Genomic DNA, 19,216 nt, shown 5'->3' on the forward strand with positions numbered 1-19,216 from the left:
GCAGCCCCATCGCTTACGAGACAGCACTCGACACAACATCAACTACCCTGGCCCAAGCCGCATAGCCCGTGTCCAAGATTCCGGGTCAAGGCCCGTTCTGCCCGCATCAGGCCGGCACGTACCGCCACGCGCTGCGAGGCAGCGTTAGCTGGTCGGACTCGGGCGATCAGCGGGAGGTCGGGAACGTGGCGCGATACCCAGTCGGTCACTGCGGTCGCCGCCTCGCTGGCGAATCCCTGGCCCCATGCCGAGGCGGCGAAACGGTAGAAGAGGTTGAGAACGTTCATGCCATTCAGGTCCATGGGCTTGACCCCGCAGAACCCCAATTGCCGGGCAGAGTTGTGACGTCGGACGACCCAGTACCCGTATCCGCAGCTCCGCCATTGGTTGTTCCAGCGCTGATAGAGCTCCTCGGCCTCTTCAGACCGGGCGAGGGCGTCGGAGGGATTGTGCAGGCAGGTTGCGGGGTCACTGTGGATCGCGAAGATTGCATCGATGTCGGCTTCGGTCGGACGCCGCAGTGACAGTCGAGCGGTCGACAGCTCTTCGCCTGCCAGGTCCCATTCGCTCATACGAAGATCGTAGAGCCATGAAGATGGCGGCGATGTGGAGTCCGGCGAGGTAGATAGTGGCGGACTCGCTCTCGGCCTCAGTCGTTCAGTACAGCCCCCCACACACCCGCCCTCCGGGCCGCCCGGCACCGTCGGACGCTGGTCCAGCCTATAGGCACCAACGTCACCCAGAACCGGAGATATGGAACAGGCACTCATCAGGCAGGGAGCGCGTCTCTCGATAGCGGCGGAGATCGCCCAGGACAGCGGCAGGAGCCCCCGGCGAGTTCCTCGAACTCGCCGGGGGCTCTCCTGGCCCGGACGTCCTCGGGCGCCCGGGGCCGGGATCAGCACCTCGGCAGCGGGTTTGTCTCGTCGTACACGTCGCTGTCCTTCACGAAGCCCCAGCCACCGTGGCTATAGTGAGGCGTGTCGGCGAGCGTGTAAATCCAGCGGTTGGGGTGCGGGCCGCCGCCGCCGGTGGGGTCACCCTCGTACCGGCAGGTGAACCAGTTGACGGTCCCGTTAAGGTAGCCGACGGTCTGCCCGGCCCACTCCACGCGGATCCCCGGCCTGTTCCTGCAATACCAGTGGCCGTCGACGCCGTCAAAGTTGCAGGAGGCCGCCGCCTGGTTGCTCCCGGCGGGCTGCGCGACAGCGGCACTCGTCATGGTGCCGACGAGGGCGAACGCGCAAGCCAGGGCCCCCACGAGGCGCCTTGCGCGGGGTGAGGGCAAAGTGGACTTCTTCATGGGCACATCCCGGAAGTCGGTGACCTGTGGAGTGCTCCCAACCTCACAGACCCGAGGGCGAAACACCATCAATTCGAGCAGGGTCGAAAGGGGTGTCGTGTGTCTTGAGAGCCCCGTGCGCCCCCAGTTCACTCACGGCTGCCAAGGGGGAAGCTCCATGCGTTCCGTACGAAGAACCGCCCTGCTCGCCTCCGCCGCACTGCTGACGGCCCTGTTGCCCGTCCTGGACGCCTGCCTGGACCCGACGGGTCGCGTCCCGAGAACTCATCCGGCATCTCAGCCGCGCTGAAGCGGATCTCTGTTAGGACGTTCCAGAGCCTTCCCCGCTGCTTTCCTCACCGGACGCGGCTGCGGAGTGGGAGCAGCAGCAGGACCTCCTGCGGCTGCTGGCCAGACGCTCCGTTTGCCCCCTATTTCCGGGCCATTGGGCCCGGGCCGTCAGAAGGGCCTTGCCCCACCAGCACCACCTTGGCCAGATCGATCATTGCGTGGGTTCTGTCCGGGGCTGAGACTGCTGCTGGCGGACAGTGACGCGATGACGGGGTCTTGGTGAAGCGCATTCATTTCACGGCGGATGACCTGGCGCGGACCCGGGTGGCCACGACGATCGGTGTGGCGGCGGAGACGTTCGACAGTGTGCGGTTGTTGAGAGATCGCGACGCCGGTCTCGCCTTCCGCCGCTGGCAACTGTCGGTGCGTGGACGGCTGGACCATCAGGCTGGCCCACTAGCCGCGTTAACGCCCGCGCGTGGTCCGCTGCTCGACGCCATGAGCCTGATGGGAGACACCGCCTCCCTGGACGAGGCTGTCGACGACTTCCTGGCGGCACCTCGAACTCTGCTGCGCATTGAGTTAGAGGTTATCGACTTTCACCCTGCACACCGGTCCTGGGCCCGGAATCTGATCGACGGTGACCGGGAAGCCCGCCTCCAGGTGGCCGCCGCGCTCAGGGCCTGCCACGGTGTCACCGTCGCCCCCTACTGGAGCAGGGTGCGCTCTCACCTGAGCGAAGTCCGTGCCGCTTACGTGAGCACGATGGCCAACGGCGGGGTGGGACAACTCCTCACCACGCTCGGCGGGCCGCTGGCCCGCTGGCGACCGCCAGTACTCGAAGTGGTCCACCCTCACGATGCGGACATCCACCTGAGCGGGCGAGGTCTTGTCATCGCGCCCACGATGTTCTCCACACCGCAGATCGAACTACTGAATCCGCCACTGGACCCTGACCGGGCACCCACGCTTGCCGTCCCCGCCCTCAGTGGAACGTCCCTCGACACCGCGCTGTGGGAGGGCATCGGCGAGTCCCCCGCCCAGTCGCTCGACAGCCTGCTGGGACGTACCAGGGCGGCGGTGATGAGGGCAGTGGTCGACGGATGCGGCACGACGGAGCTGGCCCGTCGTCTAAACATCTCGCCGGCGACCGCGAGCCACCATGCGACGGTGCTGCGCAATGCCCGCCTGGTGACCACCCGGCAGGAAGGCAAGGCGGTCCTCCACACCATCACGTCACTGGGTATCGCACTGCTGGAGCAGAACCACCCCTTCGCCTGACGGGCGTGTCCCAAACTGGTTCGCCAACGTTTCGACCCCAGTCGAAGCGCGGCCGGACCCGCGCCAGCCCCGGCAAGCTCTCACGGCTGTGGCCCTGAACGGTAGGTCGGTCAGGGCCACAGCCGTATTGGTGAGAGCGAAGGGCGCCCGCCGGGCTTCAGCGCATGGATCGGCAGGGCGGACCGTCCGGACTACTCCTCTACGGCCTCGCCGTCACGTCATACCGCGGGCGAGAAGAGAGTGTTCAGTGGTGGTGGCCACCGTGGTGGTGGCGGCCGTGGTGGTGGCGGCCGCCCCAGGACGCGTCGTCGATGAAGCGGCCGTGCGCGTTGCGCAGGGTGGCGGTGTCCGAGTGGTTGTCCCACACGTAGTTGCGGCGGTCCATGTAGAGGTCGCTGTCGGTGTCGCGGCCCTCGCCGGTGTGGATACGGACCGTGGCGCGGCCCTCGATGCGGTAGTGGTCGAAGGTGTAGGTGTGGCCGTCCTCGTCCGTCAGGGTCCAGCTGTCGAGGTTGACCGTGCGGCGCGAGGTGTTGGTGAGTTCCACCCACTCCTTGTTCAGCGAGCGCCGCGAGCGGTCGTCACGGCCGGGTGAGTCGTACTGGACCGCGCTGATCTCCACCTTCGTGCGGTCGGACCGGGCGTGGTCGGCCGCCGACGCCGGCAGCGTCACCGCCCCGACGATCGCGGCGGCCGCGAGAGCTGCGGCGGACAGGCGACGGGCGGTCACCGTGGAAGAAGACACAAGGCCCCCAGGCTGTACAGCACCCGCCTCGTTCCCGGCCCCTCGTAGCGGGGCAGAGGAAACGGGCTGGTGCGGTGTGCGGGTGGCGGCCGGTCGGCCGCACAGCCACACCATGGCCGTGCTGTGCAGGTTGTGAACGCGATACGGGCGGTCCGTTACGTTTCATCCGCATTGCTATGACTGTCGCTTGTAACGTCCATTCATGCGGCGTATGCGCACAGTTGACGCCCCGCCATGCAGACGCCCCCGTACGGGCCTTGGCCGCCCCGCCTTCTCACCAGGACGCGCCGCCCCAGAAGCTGCGCGGCCGTCACCCGAAAGTGCGTAACAGCCCTCACCCTCTCCGCCGACGCCGGTGCCTACGAGTCGCTGGTCAGGACCCTGCCCTGGGTGGAACGGCGCGAGATCGGTGGGACTTGGGGAACGGCGTTGCCTGCCAGAAGAACAGAACGAGAAAGATCCAGACGAACCAACCGGGTATGCCCACGGCGCGCACAGGCGCCTCTACTGGATCGAGCCCGCCCTCCTGGAGGGCCTCAAGCGTGCCTTCGACCTCGCTGAAGCCCGCCCCGACCTGCTGCGCCGGGAGCCGGCCGACTCCTGAACAAAGGCGGCGGAGCTCACTCTCCAACAGCTGATCGCGGGCCGGGGCCTCGAGCGGCGTCCCGGCCCGGGTGGTCAACGGCGTACGGCGCGGCCGGCGCTTCATCCCGTACGGCGGGCGGTGCCGTGAGGGCGGCACGGATCGCGTTCTGCAGGGCGAGGCTGGCGACCCGGGCCCGCTCGTACCGGGACGATTCCCGGGGCGGCTTCCCATCGGCGCCCGCGATCCACCAGCGGATGGGCCCGGCGAAGTCCGCGGTGTAGGAGAGCTGATCCGGGGCCGGAATCCGCCGGCCCTTCTGCGGCACGGTGAGCTGACGGCCGTAGCGCTCCAGGGCCCGGTCGGCGATGTGACTGTCGATGCCGGGCACACAGGCGCGGCCGCGCAGAGTCTCCATCAGATGCCGTCGCGCTTCGGCCAGGACATGGCGACGGGAGAAGATGCCGCGCACGGTGAAGACGATGGCGGCAACGTCGACCGTGGCGAGCGCGGTGTCCACCAATGGGTGCCGAACGTCGCCCCGGACAGCAGGGTCTGTCCGGCACATACCAACGGCCCAACGGTGACAGCTTCCTTGAAGGTCGCCGACTGGAACCAGGCATCCCCCTCGAAGGTGGCCGAGGAGCCAGGACGCCGGTGGTTTAGGAGGGGCATTGCTCACGCCATTGAGTTGCCGCCGAAGCGGACAGTCGCAGATCGATGCTGCTCCGACCGGGTGGTGCAGACTACTGCCTGCGTCGGGCTCCCCTGGCGATGGACAAGATCAGGACTATGTTCCCCTGCTGACTGCATCGACTGAACACGGTGAAGCATTGCGGGGAGACGGCATGAGGTACAGCCCTGGCTTGATGGCCCGCGTGAGCATGTTTGCGGCGGTCCTCGGGCTCGTCGCAGCGTGCGGTTCGGGGGGAGGGGCCGACAACACCGAGGAGACCCCTACTCCTTCGCGACCAAGCCCCACCCTGACGTCGCTGTCCCCCTCGCCGTCGCCTTCCGGCAGTTCCTCTTCCTACAGTGGCGAGTCGATCTCTCCGCCCGCCCCCGTGCCGTCGAACACGGGCCCCTCGGATGACGGAGGCGCGGGCGTCACTCCGCCTGACGAGACTCTGCCTCCGGCCTGCCCCGGTGATCCGGCGTGCCCGCCGTCACCGGACGGTACGTGAATGAACCAGGGCCCCGTTCTTCAGCGGGGCTCGAACGTCCAGAGCCACCAGCGGGGACGCCCCCGACGGTGCTGATCAACATCGTGGTCGCGCAAGCGTCGTTCATCGCCGCGCTGATGTTCTACGTGGGGGTGATCTACACAGGCGCGTACTACGGTTACTTCCACCTCTCACCGTTTGCGCTCGGCTTCGGCTTCGGTGAATTCGTTCTGAACAGCCTGCACTTGGTGACGTTTCCGGTGCTTGTGGGCGCCGCCGCGCTCTGCTTCGTCGTAGCGGTCGTCGGACATCGGCCGCAAAAGGGACTCCACGGTGCCCTGATGCGCAGCGCCGGACGGGGGGCGTCGGCTCTGGCCCGCCACTATCTGGTCGTCGTGGCCGCAGGCTTGTTTCTGCTCGTGCTGTGGTGGCAGTGGCAGGTGCTTCTGCCATACCGCTGGGTGGGCCCCCTCCTCGTCGGTTTCGGCCTAGTGCTCGGAGTGGTACGGCAGGCTGGCCTGAGCCGCCCAGGGAACCCGTGGGAGACGGCTTTACTGGTTCTGGCCGCCGGACTGTTCCTACTCTGGGCAGTCACCCTTGTCTCCGGCCAACTCGGCGAACGGAACGCCAGGAACGACGCGCGCAACGTAACTCTGCGCACCGGTCTGGTGGTCCACAGCGCCCAGTCACTCAGCCTCTCGTCGTGGGCGCCCGGCCTGCGCCACCGGGATCTCGGTGCGGGCGTCCACCTTCGCCACCGCTACGAGGGCCTGCGGCTCATCGTCGAGCGCGCCGGGCGTTATTACGCCGTGCCCATCGGCTGGCAGGCGCGAACCGACCACGTCTTCATCCTCAGGGAGGGCGAGGGCGTGCGCATCGAGCTCACGCCCGGTGTGCAGTAAAGAAGAGCCCGATTCACAGCCAGGGTTTCACGATCACTACCCGACGCCGTCCGCCTCCCTGCGGACGCGTACCACGGTCGGGAGTACCACCCGTCGGAGCAGCACCCACAGCTCTTCCGGCACGAGCGGCTCCACGAGAGCCGTAATGCACGGTTCAACGAACGATCACGCCATGAGAAGCGACGTCTAGCCCGATGGCGGTACGGCAGTGCGGCGGGCCCCAGCAGGTGGCCGCCCTTGCAGCCCGCGCCCAGGCCGAGGGTGTACCGCGGTGGATCGCGCGGCGGCACGTGCCGGGGCCCGCGGGCCCGGTCACCGTCGCCCTCGACCGGCGTCTGGGGCGCGTGGACGTGTGGGGACCGCACGCACCCGTCGTACGAATCCGAGCGCCGCACGGTTTCCAGCCCGATGCCGCCAACTCGTCCAAAGGCCTGCGTCTGACCGTCGGCGATGTTCCGGCGCAGTTCAGCCTCAAAGGAAGCGGCGCAAATCCAAGAGTTCCGTGGAGGTACGGCTGCCCGAGCGGCACTGGGTGCTGCGGCGGGAGAGCGCGCTCACTTCGTGGCTGCTGTGCGGTGAGCGGCCGGTCGCCCTGCTGACGTGTCCCCCGCGCCGCCCGGTGCTCGCGCCGGGCACGCTGCTTCGCCCGCTGGCCGAGGTGCCGTACGAGAGCACCGACCCGCTGGATGCCGTTATGGCGCACGTCTTCGCCGTCGCTTTCGGATTCGGGGACGCGACGGGCATGGCGAGGTTGCGTCCGGAGCGGCGCCCGACGGTCGCCGGGGGCGAGCCGTTCGCCACCGACGCGGCGTGGGACCGCCCGTGGTTCAGCAATCTCGGCAGCGGCAGCAATGACAACGAGCCGGGTGGCGGCAACGGCTGGGGATGGCGGCGACGGCGTGGATTCCGGAGGGAGCGACAGCGGAGGCGGCGACGGCGGTGGAGGCGACTACGGTCCGTCTTCAAAGATCATCGGCTGGTGGAGCACGGTGGGGTGATACGCGTCATGAACTCACCGATCAGAAGTGGGAGTTGCTCGCGGCTGGTACGACGGTGCGGAGCCCGGGTGTCGGGGCAGCGTTGAGTGGACGCTGCTGTGGATCGAGAACACCGCTACCCAGCTGACCGAAGGCCGGCCGTAGGCCACGGCGCCCAGCGGGCTGACGGTCAGGGTGTGTCGCCGGAGTAGTAGTAGCGGGTTCAGCCGCTCTCCGGTGCCAGCCTCTCCGCGGCCGCCGTAGGCTGGGGCAGGCGCGGCGTAGGCCAGGCTGGTTCCCACGCCCAGGCTGCCCAGCGCTCCGCGTGCGCGAAGACACCGGCACGGTCGGCGAGCATCGCCAGCACCTGGGCGCGGGCGTCGTCGACGGCCTGGTGCTCGGTGTCGGAGATGATGCCGAGGCGGCGCACGTGCGCGTACTCGTCTTCGTCCTTCCACGCCCAGCCGGTGAGGTCGGGGTGGATGAGCAGGTCCACGGTGAGATCGAAGGTGTCGAACCCGGTCTCAGTACGGCGGGTGGGGTGCTCGAAGTTGACGTACCAGTTCCGCAGTCGCCGCCCGGCGCCGTCGGGGACGAAGAAGGCGTTGATGCTGAACCAGGCCGCTGGAGGCTTCCACAGCAGCAGGTCGGTCTCCTGCCACACCGCGTCCGCGAGCTCCCACCTGCCGGTCGCCATCGCCTCCGAACGCCTCTGTGCGAACCGAGCGGTCCCCGTCGTCACGGGCCTTCGCGTACAGGGCGGGCCAGCGGGCCTCCGCCCCGGGCGCACAGGCGGTCAGCAACGCCTCGTCGATGTCAGCGAGAACCCGCAGTGCCTGCTCGGTCCACACCCGGCCCGAGCGGTGCACGTCGCGCCGTACGACCGTCTCGCCCGTCTCGAAGCTTCGCACCACGTCCTCCTCCGCCGGCCAGGCCGGGATGTCCGGCCAGGCATGCCCACCTCAGCGCGCACCGGCCGGAGTGGGCAAGCCGCCGTCCGGGGCAGCCTGTCCAGGGTCCCCTCGGGCTCTCCCACTCCCCCAGAACACGCACTTCCGGCCGTACGTGCCGGGTAGCCTCCGGGCAGAGGCGGCTCGGGGGAAGCCGTCGCTGTCGGTGAGCCGGTTCGGCGCCGATGTCAGGCGGCCTTCCCGGGGCACGGTGAGTTGGCGGCTGTGGCATGCCAGGGTCTGGTCGGCCGGTCCGCTTTTCCTGCTGGGTATGCCTCCGGTGACCGATCATGACCACGGGGTGCAGCTTGTCGCGCCAGGACGGCGTTTGGTCCCGCTGCGCTGATGGGAGGGCGGGACCAAACGAGGTGGGTCAGCGTGCTTCGGACATCGACTCACCGGCGTAGGGGTGCACGGTCTTGTCGAACTGTGCCGGATCAAGCTCGTGCGCCATCGCAGCGAGCAGACGGAACAGTTCGAGAAAGGCTGGCTTGTCCATCTTCACTTTCAAGTGCATCGCGATGTGCACCGGATCGTCATACGGGAGCTTCGGGGGCTGCCTCTCCCCCGCAGCTTCCTCTACACCGGATTCCTCGCTGTCGCGGGGTTCGGGGACCGCCGCGTCGACTGTTGGGTGATCATCGAGCTGCTCGTCTGAGGCGGTGGAGCTGGCCGAGTTTTCCGGCTCGTCTATTACGTCGTAATGGCCGTTCGCCGTGCCAGCGTGGCTCTCGTCTGCCGGTGTCTCCGTCGTGCGCTGCTTCTTCTGCCGACGCGCTTGCTTCTCGGCTTCCTTGCGCTCGCGTTCGTCCTTCAGCTCCCTCAGGGCGTCTTGTTGCTGCTCAAGGGGCTTGTTGCCGACGGCGCGGAGCAGGTCGATGGGTTCCTGGCCGATACGGGCCTGAAGTTCGGGGGACAGGTTGAGCAGGGCAAGACGCTGAGATACCCAGCCCTGGGAGCGGTGAAGCCGCTTGGCCAGGGCGGTCTGGCTGCCGTAGATGGCCAGGAGCCGTTGGAGGGCGTGGGCTTCGTCCAGCTCTCCGAGGTCTTGGCGGTGGATGTTGGCGACGAGTGCGGACTCGAGAAGTTCCTCGGAGGTGCTTCCCTGGTCGTCGCTCACCATGATTTTGATGGTGGGGATGCCGGCTTCGCGGGCGGCAGCCAGGCGACTGCTGCCGTCGATGACGACGTGGGTGGTGTCCGTTTCGAGGTCTGCTGCGCGGTCCGGGTTGGCCTTGGCGTAGGCGTCGCGGTTCATGACCGTGATCGCTTGCTTCTGCCCGTGGGTCTTCAGGCTGCCGGCGAGGTCGGTGAGATCCCCGAGGGCAGAGCGGGGGTTGTCGGGATTGAGGCTGATGCGGTGGACGGGCAGTTCAGTCGGTGCAGCGATGCCCTCGGTGGGTACGCCTGTGGCAGCTGCGACGGCTTGGCGGCGCGCGCTGACGCCCTGAGCCTGGCCGCCGAAGCGTCCTGCACCCAGCTTGTCGGCCTTGCTCATGAGATCTCCCGGGCCAGGGCGCGCATGCCGATGGCCTGCTGTGACTTGGGGGCGTAGGACAGCAGGGGCTGCTTCATACGAACAGCCTCTTTCTGCTCCTTGAGGTCTCCGATGAGTCCGACGACCCGCGGGTCCTTTATGTCGACCCAGCCTTGGAGGGACGAGGTGGCGATGTAGCCGCGGCGGCCGTCGTAGAGGTTGACGACGATCCCCAGGTAGTCGATGTCGATCTTGAGGTCGCCGCGGAGGTCGTCAATCTGAGTGGTGAGGAGTTCGTAGGCGTCGGCGGAGCTGTCCTCTGCCTGGACGACGATCAGCGCGCCGGATTGGCCGGGTGTCTCGCCGTCGCGGCGGCGCCCATAGTAGGCGGCGGCGTCCATGCTAAGGCCCAGGCTGGGCGGACAGTCGACGAGGATGACGTCGTAGTCGGCTTCGAGGGGGGCGAGGGCACGTTCCAGGGCGGCTTCGCGGGCGCGCACTGCTGAGAGGCGTACGTCGAGCAGGAATGCGTCGTTGCAGGCGGGCAGGAGGTGAAGTCGGCCGCCGAAGTTTTCGTCGTCGATGGAGACGATGAGGTCGCGGAGGTCTCCCTTGGGATCGCCTGCCATGTGGTTGGTGAGGCTGTCCCCGTTCATCGGCAGGGGTTCGGCGCCCAGTTGGTTGGTGAGGTGGCACTGCGGGTCGAAGTCAACGAGCAGTACGCGCAGTCCGGGGCCGGGAAGGTTCTCGATATCGAGGGGGTCGTCTCCTGCCGGCTCGGAGTCGTCGGCTCTGGTTTCGCTTGCTCGGAGAGCCTTGGTGAGCGCTTTGGCGACGCGTACGGCGTGGAGCTTGTTGGGGTCCTCCGCCAGTGCTTCGCCGGTACCGGCGGTGATGGCGGTCTTTCCGACGCCGCCCTTCTGGTTGCAGACGACGATGCGCCGAGTGATTGCTGGGCGCTCGACGTGCGGGGCGGGGTTGGCGTCGAGCCACAACTGGACCGACTGGGCCAGACCCTGAATGAGGGAGACCCGGCGGTCTGCGGCGATACTCCGGAACGTCTCCCACTGGCCGTCGGGCAGGAAAGTGGAGAAGGAGTCGGCACCCGCCGTGTCGATCGTGGCGGGCGTTGAGGCCAGGCTGCACCAGTCGGTGATGCCCTGTTCGACGGCGGCCTGGATCTCGACGCCGTGCTGGGCGGCTCTGATTTTTAGGTTCTGCCGGAGCCATCCCGGCAGTTTGGAGACGACCTTCTCGCGGTCGCTGGAGGTGGCTGGAGAACTCATGGGGGACACCTTACTAACGCTCATGATCCTTTGCTGCATCGACACGTTAGCTATGCATATCTGTTGGTGCGTCAGCCACCGCCGCAGCTGCTGCCACCTGAGCCATTACGGCGTAATAGCCGGGCTGCGACCGCCAGGAGCGGCGCTCCCCTATTACGGCGTAATAGGGGAGCCGCCCGCACGCTTCCTGCCGACCGTCGCAGCGCTGGCAGGAAGCGGAGCGGCATGGAGGGAGGCGCGGGCGCACAGAGTTAGCCCGGCACGGCATCTGGTGGGGGAGTCCTCAACGAGGAAGGGATGATCACGGGTGCAGACGATTGGTCAGCTCTGGCTGGGGTGTCGTCAACGGTGCTGGCGCTGGCAGCGCCGACCGTCGCCGTGAGCGCGTTCCGGTTCGATCACCGCCGTGCACGCCTCGAAATTGCCCGGGCCCTGCATCATGACCTGCCACTGGTGAAGTGGCCGCAGCTCGCAAGACCGTGGGGAGCCTTCACTACGGCGAGTTCGGCGCTCCGTCCGCCTCTGCTGACTGGAGCCAGGCCCTGACGTCCTACTTCACCTTGCTCTGGTGCTTCGAACGGATTGAAGCAGGCCGTACTGCCTTGGTCGCGGGCAGTCCGTACCGGGAGGCGCGTGAGAAGGAAGCAATCGACTACCTCGATGCCCTGGTTGCCTGCCATGTGGCCGAGGCCGAGTACGCCTGTGGTTTCACGGTCGTACGTCGCAAGCTTGCTGAAGCCTCTGCAGAGGAGCTGTCTGATGCCGCATCGGCTGCTGGTTTCGGGAGGCTGCTGTTCGCTTGCAGGAACGTGGGTTAGTCGATCGCGCCTACCGCGCCGCTACATGTCTGGGTACTGGTTGTCCCTGCCCGTGCCATCGGCGGCCGCAGGGCTAGGAACACAGGCCGATCCTCGACTCACTGCTGTGACTGCCGGTTGGTGCAGGTCGCCTGCCCACCGTTCCATGTGGCTTGGCTCACGGCATCAGTGAATCGCGTCATGGGTGGGGGCGCCGCAGGCAGGCGGCAGGTCCCGGAGTGGCATCTGCTCTGCAGCGGACCTGTGGTTATCCCCAGGAGGAAGACTGAAGGTGGCAGGCTGCCCGGGACCTGCCGCCGATCGGCAGCCTTGATCCATGCCTGTATTTCTCAGACCACATCGATTGCATCGGTTACTTCTGTTCCTGCTGGCGCTGACGCTCGGGGTCGACACGTTGACGGTCGCCGCCCGGCCGGCGCACGCGAACGCGGTGGCCGCCACCGATCCGGTGCGCGAACTGGCGCGCGTCGCGGAGCCTCTGCGTTCCACGGAGGCCGGCGCCCCCGGTAGCGATCTGCGCCCGCTCGGCCGCATGATCGGCTCGGCGAAGATCGTCGGGCTGGGTGAGGCTACGCACGGCTCTCGGCAGTTCTTCACGATGAAGCACCGCGTCTTCCGTTACCTCGTCGAGGAGCAAGGTTTCACCGCCTTCGCGCTGGAGGCGCCTTGGTCCACCGGCCTGGTCTTCAACGAGTACGTGTTGTATGGGAAGGGCGACCCGCAGAAGCTCATGCGGGAGGAGTTCCAGAGCTCGTACCGGATATGGAACACCCGCGAGTATCTCGATCTGCTGAGGTGGATGCGCGCCCACAACGTTCGCCACCCCGACCGCCCCGTGCAGTTCATGGGTGAGGACAACGGCTACGCGGGACCTGAGCTCTTCGACGCGGTCACGGACTATGTGTCCGTGCACCACCCGGAGCTGCTGCCGGAGTTCCGCTGCCTTTACCGCGAGCTCCGGCCGACGGGGAGCGTGGAGCAGACCGTCAACGAGAACATGGCCAAGCCCGTCGCCGAGCGCGAGCGGACGGCCGCGGATGTGCGGCGCGCCTACGAGCTGCTTCAGGCGCAGGGGCCGGACGGGGACCGGCAGGCGTACGAGTGGATCCTCCAGCACGCCAGGGCGATCTCCCAGACCGGCACCCTCTATGCGTACTACGACTTCTCCGACCCAAAGAAGATCGCTCGGGCCATGTTCTACCGCGACCAGATCATGGCGGAGAACACTGTGTGGCGGCAGCGGCACACCGGCCACCGGATGCTGCTGTCGGCCCACAACGGCCATGTCTCCTACGAGTCCGACAACCCTGAGCAGTATCCGAAGACCCAGGGGGAGTTCATACGCCAGACGGTCGGGGCCGAGTACGTGAACATCGGTTACACCTTCGGGCAGGGCTCGTTCAACGCGATGGATCTGACAGATCCGGATGCGCCCTACCGTCGCTTCTCCGTGAAGCCGCTGGGCGCGGGCAGCAACGAGGAGGTGCTGGAGCGAGTCTCACGCCGGGACTACTACGTCGATCTGCGGGCCGTGCCCGAGGCGGCGCGAGACTGGCTGATGGCGAAGCGGCTGACCTGCTCCATCGGGAACGCCTGGCCGGAGGACCCCCACCAAACCTCGCTCGGGCGCCAGTTCGACGTGCTGATACACCTCCATCGCGTCACGGCCGCGAATCTCCTGTCAACGAACCGGGACTGAAAAGTCCCGGGCTTGCACCACCGATCGACTGTGATCGTTCGCCGGTGCTGAGTCCGCCAAGTCGCAACGGCGACAGCTCAGGAGGGTCGGGGACTGGCAACGGCGCCTGGACGTGCCGTCGTCTCAAGAAGGGAGTAGTTCGGCCGCCGCGGCGTAGGCGAGCTGGGCGTCGACGGTAGTGGCCGCCGGCCGTGCCGTCGTGCGCTCGATCTTCCTCAGTGCCCGTACGGTGGCCAGCACGTAGGTTTCGAGGCTGACGAACTGGGTGGGCGTCTCGCAGTGGGGGAGTACCGCATCAATCTGGTCGAGCCAGAACGTCACGTCGTCGTCATCGTCCAGGGCTGCACGGTGTTCGAGAAGCCGACGTGCTACCGGCGCCAGAAGCACATGCCGTCGTGACGCCTCCTCCTCCGCCCGGCGCTCGGCGGCGGCTCGGGCCGCTGCCTGCCGCTCTGCGAGGAGAACCGCCTCAGGAGTGCGGCGCACTGGCAAGGACGGGTTCGCCGGATCGGTAAGCGCTGCGGCGCGCAGTCGCAGAGCCTTGTTGTACGCAGCGCTCGGTGCGTTGACTGCCAGTGCGGAAGCGAGCTCAGCCCATTCCGCCTGCGCCGCCCGTGCGTCCTCGATCGCCCTGGATTGGTGCACGTCCGCTTGCTGGCGTAGGTATTCCCACAGGCGGACGCGTGCGATCGCGGACGCGCGGCGGGCTTCCACGCTCTTCAGGGCGTCCGCGTGAGCCTCGAGATACAGCAAGGCCCCGAACAGTTCTTCATCCGCCGGCATGCGGTCGAGATCCCCGTCTTCGGCCTGCTCTTGGAGCTGTCGAAGCTGGCCGATGACGGCTCCGGTGTCGAGATGCCCGACCCGTACCGGGGCTTTGAGCAGCGGTTTCGTCGGGCCTTGAGCTGAACGAGACATACATCGGAGTGTGCCCCATCGGGGGATTCACATTCTGTGAAACCAGAATGTGGTGACCCTTTTGCGTCTTTTGTTACTGAGGACTTCCGTTGCCCAGGCAGCACTCGAGTTGGCCAAAGTCTCAAGGCGATGACATCGCTGTGACTCGCGGCCGCCCGATTCGGGTGGACCCTGCGAGGCCCACCCGAATCAGCAGAACGGTCGGAACTCCTTGAAGTGGGGCGTCGGGCGGGGGTCGGGCAGCCGGTAGGCGCCGGTCCTTGGTCGACCGCTGGCCGGGTCGGTGGTCCCGTCGGCCAGAGCGCCCGGCATCGGACGCCACCCCAGATTGGTCTCGAAGTACGCCACGGCAGCACCGACCGATGGCCACCAGACATCGTCGAGCAGCACGATGCCGCCAGGTCGGACGATCTCGCCCAGGAAGTGGAGGTCGACGAACACGTTGTGGAAGTGGTGGCTGCCGTCGACGAACGCCGCGTCCGCGACGAAACCCGCGTCGGCCAACCGGGCAAGGAAGCGCTGCGATGGTTCGGTCACCAGCTCGGCGATGTCGTCCAGGCCGGCGCTGCGCAGCAGCTCCCACCCGACACCGTCGTACGCCGTGTACTGGAACGGGTCGATCACCACATGCCGAGGCTTCGGTGAACCGGTCCGCAGCAGCGCCTCGCCGATCGCCAGCGCCGAGCTGGCGTAGGCGAGCCCGATCTCGACGACCGTGCCGACTCGCTCTTCCATCAGAAGGTCACGTACTTGATCACAGTCGCTCTCCGGCAGCGTGACGGAGGCGAAGTCCAGACCGCCATCGGGCCGTCGCGGCGGCCCGTGCTTGGTGAGCTCGCGACGTACGGCGGCCACTCGGTCCGGCCACTCGCCTCCGGCTCCGCCCGGTTGCACGGTCGAGTTCACCAGCCACACTCCTTCTGGCTGAAGGCACAGGACGTGGTCAACAGTGACACTCAGAGCGGCCAACTGAAGCGCCCCGTCACACCTTTTGCGGCTGAGTGCATCAGAGTCGCGGGGGCTTCTGCTTCGAAACGCTGCGGTCACCACGTGGCCGTTGGAGCGGAAGGGCATCGCGCAGAAGGACGCCTACGGAGATGGCGGTTGCGCGTTCAATTGATCATCTGAGGTGAGCCGTTGTGCGCTGGCGGGAGTAGAAGTGTGTGCGGCGCCGTGTGTCGCAGACTGGCGAGAGCGAACCGCTCGCAAGACCCAGGTTCCTGCGGCCACGGTGGTGGTAGCGGCCAGGCCTCCGAGGAATTCTGGCAGTGCGGCGGCGAGGAGACTCATCGGCCGTTCCACCCGGACTTGTACGCCGCTGAGGCTGCAGTGCGTTCGGCCTGTAGCTTCCCGAGCCGCTTGAGTTTGCGTCGGACTCGTTCGCCCAGAGCTACCGCATCGGTCTCCGTGACGGCTGCGGCTGCCTCCGCCCAGGTGGCCACTTCCGGGCGTGTCCAGGCCACGGCGACCTTCCGCTCCTCTAGGGAGAGAGCGTTGAGGACAGCGCTCAACCGAGAGTCGTCTGGTTCGGCTCCAAGTGCCAACTCCTGAGGCGATGGACTTCCGGTGATCAGGTCGTACAGCGTTATCCCGTCTCCGAGGGGAGTATCCAAGAGCAGTACTCGCGAGCCGCCGGTCCTTCGTCGCCACAGCGGCGTCAGCTGTCGGTGAAGCGCCAGGGCCTCAGTGCGCAGTTCGGCGACTGCCGACTCGTAGGGAAGGCCATCGGGGGTGTCCAGCGCGAGTGCCCAATTCCCCAGGAGGGCCGTGGATACAGCCTCCCGCCACCGGCCGCCCTGCCGCAGAACCAGCACCCGGGAAGCGAAGCGGTCTATGGCGTTGCTGTCGCCCGTCACCGCTGCCTCCCGTGCCCAGACGGCTTGCATCACGTCAGGTGCCGGGCCGTCGTAGCCCGGGGACCGACCTGTGAACTCGGCAGGAAGGCTGGCGATGCTCAGCTTGTAGAGCCGTCCGTTGGCGCAAATCTTGAAGCGGTGGGCAGCTGGCGAAGCGGTGGCAGGCCCGTCCTCTGGGCCCTTGGAATGAGTGTGCGGGGTTGATGACTGCTCGGAGGCCATGCTGGGCTCCCTCCACTGACGGCATCAGCATCACCCTTCGGTCCCCGGAGGACAGCCCAACGGCAATAAATCTTGTCTGCGGTCGCTGAACCTGGGCCGCTTTGGGGTCCTGGGGTTCTAGCGCCGTCTATTTGGGTCGCCGTTCGACGAACGGGACTGCCACTGTGGTCCGTATGAAACCTCCTCCCGACATCGTGCTCATCTTCGATCGCGACGGGGATCTGCTGGTCTTCGAATCCTTCGTCCACGCTACGAACTGGATTGAGGCGATTGACGTCGATGAGGGGGAGTACACAGCGGCGTACTCACCGGATGGTGGTGTGTTGGCGCTGACTGCCCCCGAGGGCCCGGAGGGATCGGTTGTTCTGGCTAGGACCGGCAGCGTGGACCTGGGCGATCTGGAGCAGAGGGTGGCCGGCTACTGGCGCCGCCACCAGGTAGGTCAGCCCACACGTGACCCGCTCCAGACAGCGTGGTTCTTGATCGAGAGGGACCATATGCCGCGCAGCGGATGGCTGGGTCGGGTCATCGCCCTGCTGCGACGCGGAACAGCTGGGACCGATCCCACTCCATCGCCCCATAGGGACTTCACCGCGCAAGGCGACGGTAGCCGATGAGGGCTACGGCTATGCCGACGAAGCCGAGGAAGTACTCGGCCTTGCGCTCGTAGCGGTGGCGCAGGCGGCGGCTGGCGTTGGTGTTCTCATTCGTCGGGCGCCAGAGCCATCTGGAGATTCCGTCGGGCGTCCAGAGCTTCAGCCTGGGTCGGTGCGCGGTGGGCGCAGGTGGAGGCAGCCGGGGCAGCTGGGCAGTGGCTGCCCCCGGCGTCTTGGGGTTCTGGTCAGACTGTGCGTGTGGATCCCGCGCTGCTCGGTCAGGTCCGGCGGAGCCAGCTCCGCACCAGGCCGGCCAGCCGTCGTCTGCTGGATGCCCGCGCGGGCGAAGCGGTACTGCGCTGGACCATCCCGCCATACGAGCCTGACCGGTGAACCGCACTACGACTGGAAGCGCGCCAGAAGAACACAGTTGAGGGGGATGGTTCGGCGCGGCACACTCGCCCGATGAGCCACAGCACGCAGCCGGGCCGCTGGGACAGGCCCTGGTCCCGGGCCGACCTCGCCGAGCTCTTCTCCGTCAGCCGCGCCACCGTCTGCCGCGTCCTTGGACGCCACCAGAACGCAGCCACGCCGTCGACCTCCGGCGGGCAGTGACGTGCTGCCCTACGTCTATCAGGTCACCAAGTACGACCCCGCCGACCGCGACCAGTCCGGGCGCTACGCCGGAACTGAGCCCGCAACCAGCGACCATGGACCGGTCGAAGGCGCCTACGTGCAGGCCGTCGCCGCCTTCGCAGAGGACTCGGGCGTCGACCAGTTGGCCGTCCGCGAGCCGGAGATCGGTGGCTTCGCTCACTTCGGCCTGGAGCCGCCGGTAGACGGCTACGGTCTGGCAGGTCTCTTTCCGGCCAGCCTCGCCGGGTTCCACGACGGTGCGCTGGTGCCAACCGCGGTCGGCCTGGAACTCGTCCGGGCCATGCTCCGCGGCAACGGCGCCTGGTGCCGCCTGGAGGCGGAGGGAGCGTTCGCGGTGCACGTCGGCTGGGACCAGTACCTCTACGTCGGCAGCAGCCGGCCCTGCGAAGAGGCGCTGGCCCACACCCGCTCGCTCGGGCTGCTCCCCGAACGCCTTGACGCATCGCCGTACGACTTTGCCCCCGACGACCCCGCGTACGTGCAGCGTCCGGCGGACGCCGACTTCTGGGCCCGCCTGCACTGGACCGTCAGCGCCCACCGCGCCACGTACTTGGAGGAGACCTACGCCGCCAACGCCTCCCGATGGCACCGCCTCACCCGCGACAACATCGAGATCGTGCGCTCCCAGCTGGCCCCACGCTCCCAGTTGGCGGTCTGGCCGGACCTGCTCACCGACGTCGACACGGCCTTGGCCGCTCTGCCCGACGAAGGCCTCGTGGAGGTCGTCTGGGAGGACAAGGACGGACAGATCACGAGCACGGTCGTGGACGAGACGCAGTTCGAGGCAGTGACCTCCCAGCTCGCCAGCGCGCGTGCTGCCGGCGTCGTATCCATGTATGCCGGGGAAGATCTCCCCCTGTTCACCGCTGTACTGCCGGACAGCGACGGTGTCCTGCGCGCACGCTGGCAGACTGATCCGACGCCAAGCGACCGGGACTGGGCCTTCATGAAGACCCTGCGGCGCGGCCAGGTCGTCACGGGCACGGTGACGACCATCGCAAGCTTTGGCGTCACCTTCGTGGATCTCGGCGGCTTCACAGCGATGATCAATATTCCGGAACTGTCCTGGCGTCCGATCAGCCACCCGTCCGACGTCGTCAGCGTCGGTCAGGAGATCACAGCCGAAGTCCTCGATGTCGACATGATTCGGGAACGAGTGCCGCTGTCACTCCGAGCAGTGCAGAAAGACCCGTGGCCGCAGCTAGTACAGAGGATCGGCCAGGTGATCACCGGACCGGTCACCAAGATCATGCCCTTCGGCGTCTTCGTACGCATCGAAGACAGAGAGGACGGCTTCCAGGGCCTCGTACACACCAGCGAGTTGGCTGCACCGTCCGGAGACGTCGTCGAGGTCGGCGACGCCCTGACGGTGAAGATCATTGACGTCGATCTCGTGCGCCGTCGTATTGCCCTGTCACATGTCCAGGCCCTTGCCTCCTCTGCAGAAGGTCAGCCGCGCGACTGACGACGAGAGGAAGCCGATGCAGGCCGAGTTAGGCTCAGGTCCCGCAGA

The 19,216-nt window shown here is 67.2% G+C and carries 18 protein-coding genes; 8 read left to right on the forward strand and 10 right to left on the reverse strand.

Annotated elements, in window-relative coordinates; translation table 11 throughout:
* Nucleotides 1-38: 38 nt before the first annotated feature.
* Together ACZ39I_RS39135 and ACZ39I_RS39140 are read right to left on the reverse strand one after the other, a co-directional pair.
* A complete protein-coding gene (locus ACZ39I_RS39135) occupies nt 39-572 on the reverse strand; it encodes a GNAT family N-acetyltransferase (protein WP_467250116.1) in 534 nt (177 codons plus the stop codon).
* A 326-nt stretch (nt 573-898) separates the two neighbouring features.
* Nucleotides 899-1,303, reverse strand: a complete 405-nt coding sequence (locus ACZ39I_RS39140; RefSeq protein ID WP_467250118.1) for a hypothetical protein — start codon at nt 1,301-1,303, stop codon at nt 899-901.
* A gap of 157 nt (nt 1,304-1,460) precedes the next feature.
* On the opposite strand from ACZ39I_RS39140, the gene ACZ39I_RS39145 reads away from it, so the two are divergent.
* Both ACZ39I_RS39145 and ACZ39I_RS39150 read left to right on the forward strand, forming a co-directional pair.
* Entirely contained in the window at nt 1,461-1,592 is a 132-nt protein-coding gene (locus ACZ39I_RS39145) for a hypothetical protein (RefSeq protein ID WP_467250120.1), read from the forward strand.
* A gap of 260 nt (nt 1,593-1,852) precedes the next feature.
* Nucleotides 1,853-2,854, forward strand: a complete 1,002-nt coding sequence (locus ACZ39I_RS39150; RefSeq protein ID WP_467250370.1) for an ArsR/SmtB family transcription factor — start codon at nt 1,853-1,855, stop codon at nt 2,852-2,854.
* Nucleotides 2,855-3,098: 244 nt separating this feature from the next.
* Here ACZ39I_RS39150 and ACZ39I_RS39155 read toward each other — a convergent pair whose 3' ends face one another.
* Together ACZ39I_RS39155 and ACZ39I_RS39160 are read right to left on the reverse strand one after the other, a co-directional pair.
* Nucleotides 3,099-3,584 carry a lamin tail domain-containing protein gene (locus ACZ39I_RS39155; RefSeq protein ID WP_467250122.1) on the reverse strand — a complete coding sequence of 162 codons (486 nt, stop codon included), beginning with the start codon at nt 3,582-3,584 and terminating at the stop codon, nt 3,099-3,101.
* Nucleotides 3,585-4,219: 635 nt separating this feature from the next.
* On the reverse strand, nt 4,220-4,702 hold the full coding sequence (locus ACZ39I_RS39160; RefSeq protein WP_467250124.1) for a hypothetical protein: 483 nt from the start codon (nt 4,700-4,702) through the stop codon (nt 4,220-4,222).
* A gap of 732 nt (nt 4,703-5,434) precedes the next feature.
* Between ACZ39I_RS39160 and ACZ39I_RS39165 the strand changes: the two genes are divergently transcribed.
* Complete coding sequence (locus tag ACZ39I_RS39165; protein WP_467250126.1) at nt 5,435-6,247, forward strand: hypothetical protein; 813 nt, start codon at nt 5,435-5,437, stop codon at nt 6,245-6,247.
* Between the two features lie 1,200 nt (nt 6,248-7,447).
* On the opposite strand, the gene ACZ39I_RS39170 is transcribed toward ACZ39I_RS39165, so the two are convergent.
* From ACZ39I_RS39170 to ACZ39I_RS39180, 3 genes are all read right to left on the reverse strand, one after another.
* On the reverse strand, nt 7,448-7,921 hold the full coding sequence (locus ACZ39I_RS39170) for a ribonuclease FAU-1 family protein (protein WP_467250128.1): 474 nt from the start codon (nt 7,919-7,921) through the stop codon (nt 7,448-7,450).
* Nucleotides 7,922-8,547: 626 nt separating this feature from the next.
* Nucleotides 8,548-9,672, reverse strand: a complete 1,125-nt coding sequence (locus ACZ39I_RS39175) for a ParB/RepB/Spo0J family partition protein (protein ID WP_467250130.1) — start codon at nt 9,670-9,672, stop codon at nt 8,548-8,550.
* Entirely contained in the window at nt 9,669-10,937 is a 1,269-nt protein-coding gene (locus tag ACZ39I_RS39180) for a ParA family protein (RefSeq protein WP_467250131.1), read from the reverse strand. Before ACZ39I_RS39180 ends, ACZ39I_RS39175 begins: the two co-directional genes overlap by 4 nt.
* Nucleotides 10,938-11,395: 458 nt before the next feature.
* On the opposite strand from ACZ39I_RS39180, the gene ACZ39I_RS39185 reads away from it, so the two are divergent.
* Nucleotides 11,396-11,755 (forward strand): hypothetical protein, encoded by a 360-nt coding sequence (locus ACZ39I_RS39185; protein WP_467250132.1) that lies wholly within the window; start codon nt 11,396-11,398, stop codon nt 11,753-11,755.
* Between the two features lie 316 nt (nt 11,756-12,071).
* A complete protein-coding gene (locus ACZ39I_RS39190) occupies nt 12,072-13,454 on the forward strand; it encodes an erythromycin esterase family protein (RefSeq protein WP_467250134.1) in 1,383 nt (460 codons plus the stop codon).
* A gap of 123 nt (nt 13,455-13,577) precedes the next feature.
* Here the strand turns inward: ACZ39I_RS39190 and ACZ39I_RS39195 are convergent, their stop codons facing one another.
* From ACZ39I_RS39195 to ACZ39I_RS39205, 3 genes are all read right to left on the reverse strand, one after another.
* The gene (locus ACZ39I_RS39195) at nt 13,578-14,372 is read right to left on the reverse strand and encodes a hypothetical protein (RefSeq protein WP_467250136.1); all 795 of its coding nucleotides are present in this window, start codon (nt 14,370-14,372) and stop codon (nt 13,578-13,580) included.
* 189 nt (nt 14,373-14,561) lie between these two features.
* Nucleotides 14,562-15,278: a class I SAM-dependent methyltransferase gene (locus ACZ39I_RS39200; protein ID WP_467250138.1), complete on the reverse strand. Its 717-nt coding sequence runs from the start codon at nt 15,276-15,278 to the stop codon at nt 14,562-14,564.
* A gap of 380 nt (nt 15,279-15,658) precedes the next feature.
* Complete coding sequence (locus tag ACZ39I_RS39205; RefSeq protein ID WP_467250140.1) at nt 15,659-16,450, reverse strand: hypothetical protein; 792 nt, start codon at nt 16,448-16,450, stop codon at nt 15,659-15,661.
* 173 nt (nt 16,451-16,623) lie between these two features.
* Between ACZ39I_RS39205 and ACZ39I_RS39210 the strand changes: the two genes are divergently transcribed.
* From ACZ39I_RS39210 to ACZ39I_RS39220, 3 genes are all read left to right on the forward strand, one after another.
* A complete protein-coding gene (locus ACZ39I_RS39210; protein ID WP_467250142.1) occupies nt 16,624-17,067 on the forward strand; it encodes a hypothetical protein in 444 nt (147 codons plus the stop codon).
* Between the two features lie 444 nt (nt 17,068-17,511).
* A complete protein-coding gene (locus tag ACZ39I_RS39215; protein ID WP_467250144.1) occupies nt 17,512-17,661 on the forward strand; it encodes a helix-turn-helix domain-containing protein in 150 nt (49 codons plus the stop codon).
* 1 nt (nt 17,662) lies between these two features.
* The gene (locus ACZ39I_RS39220; RefSeq protein WP_467250146.1) at nt 17,663-19,168 is read left to right on the forward strand and encodes a S1 RNA-binding domain-containing protein; all 1,506 of its coding nucleotides are present in this window, start codon (nt 17,663-17,665) and stop codon (nt 19,166-19,168) included.
* The last annotated feature ends 48 nt before the right edge of the window (nt 19,169-19,216 follow it).

The organism is Streptomyces sp. NPDC024687, assembly GCF_055559055.1.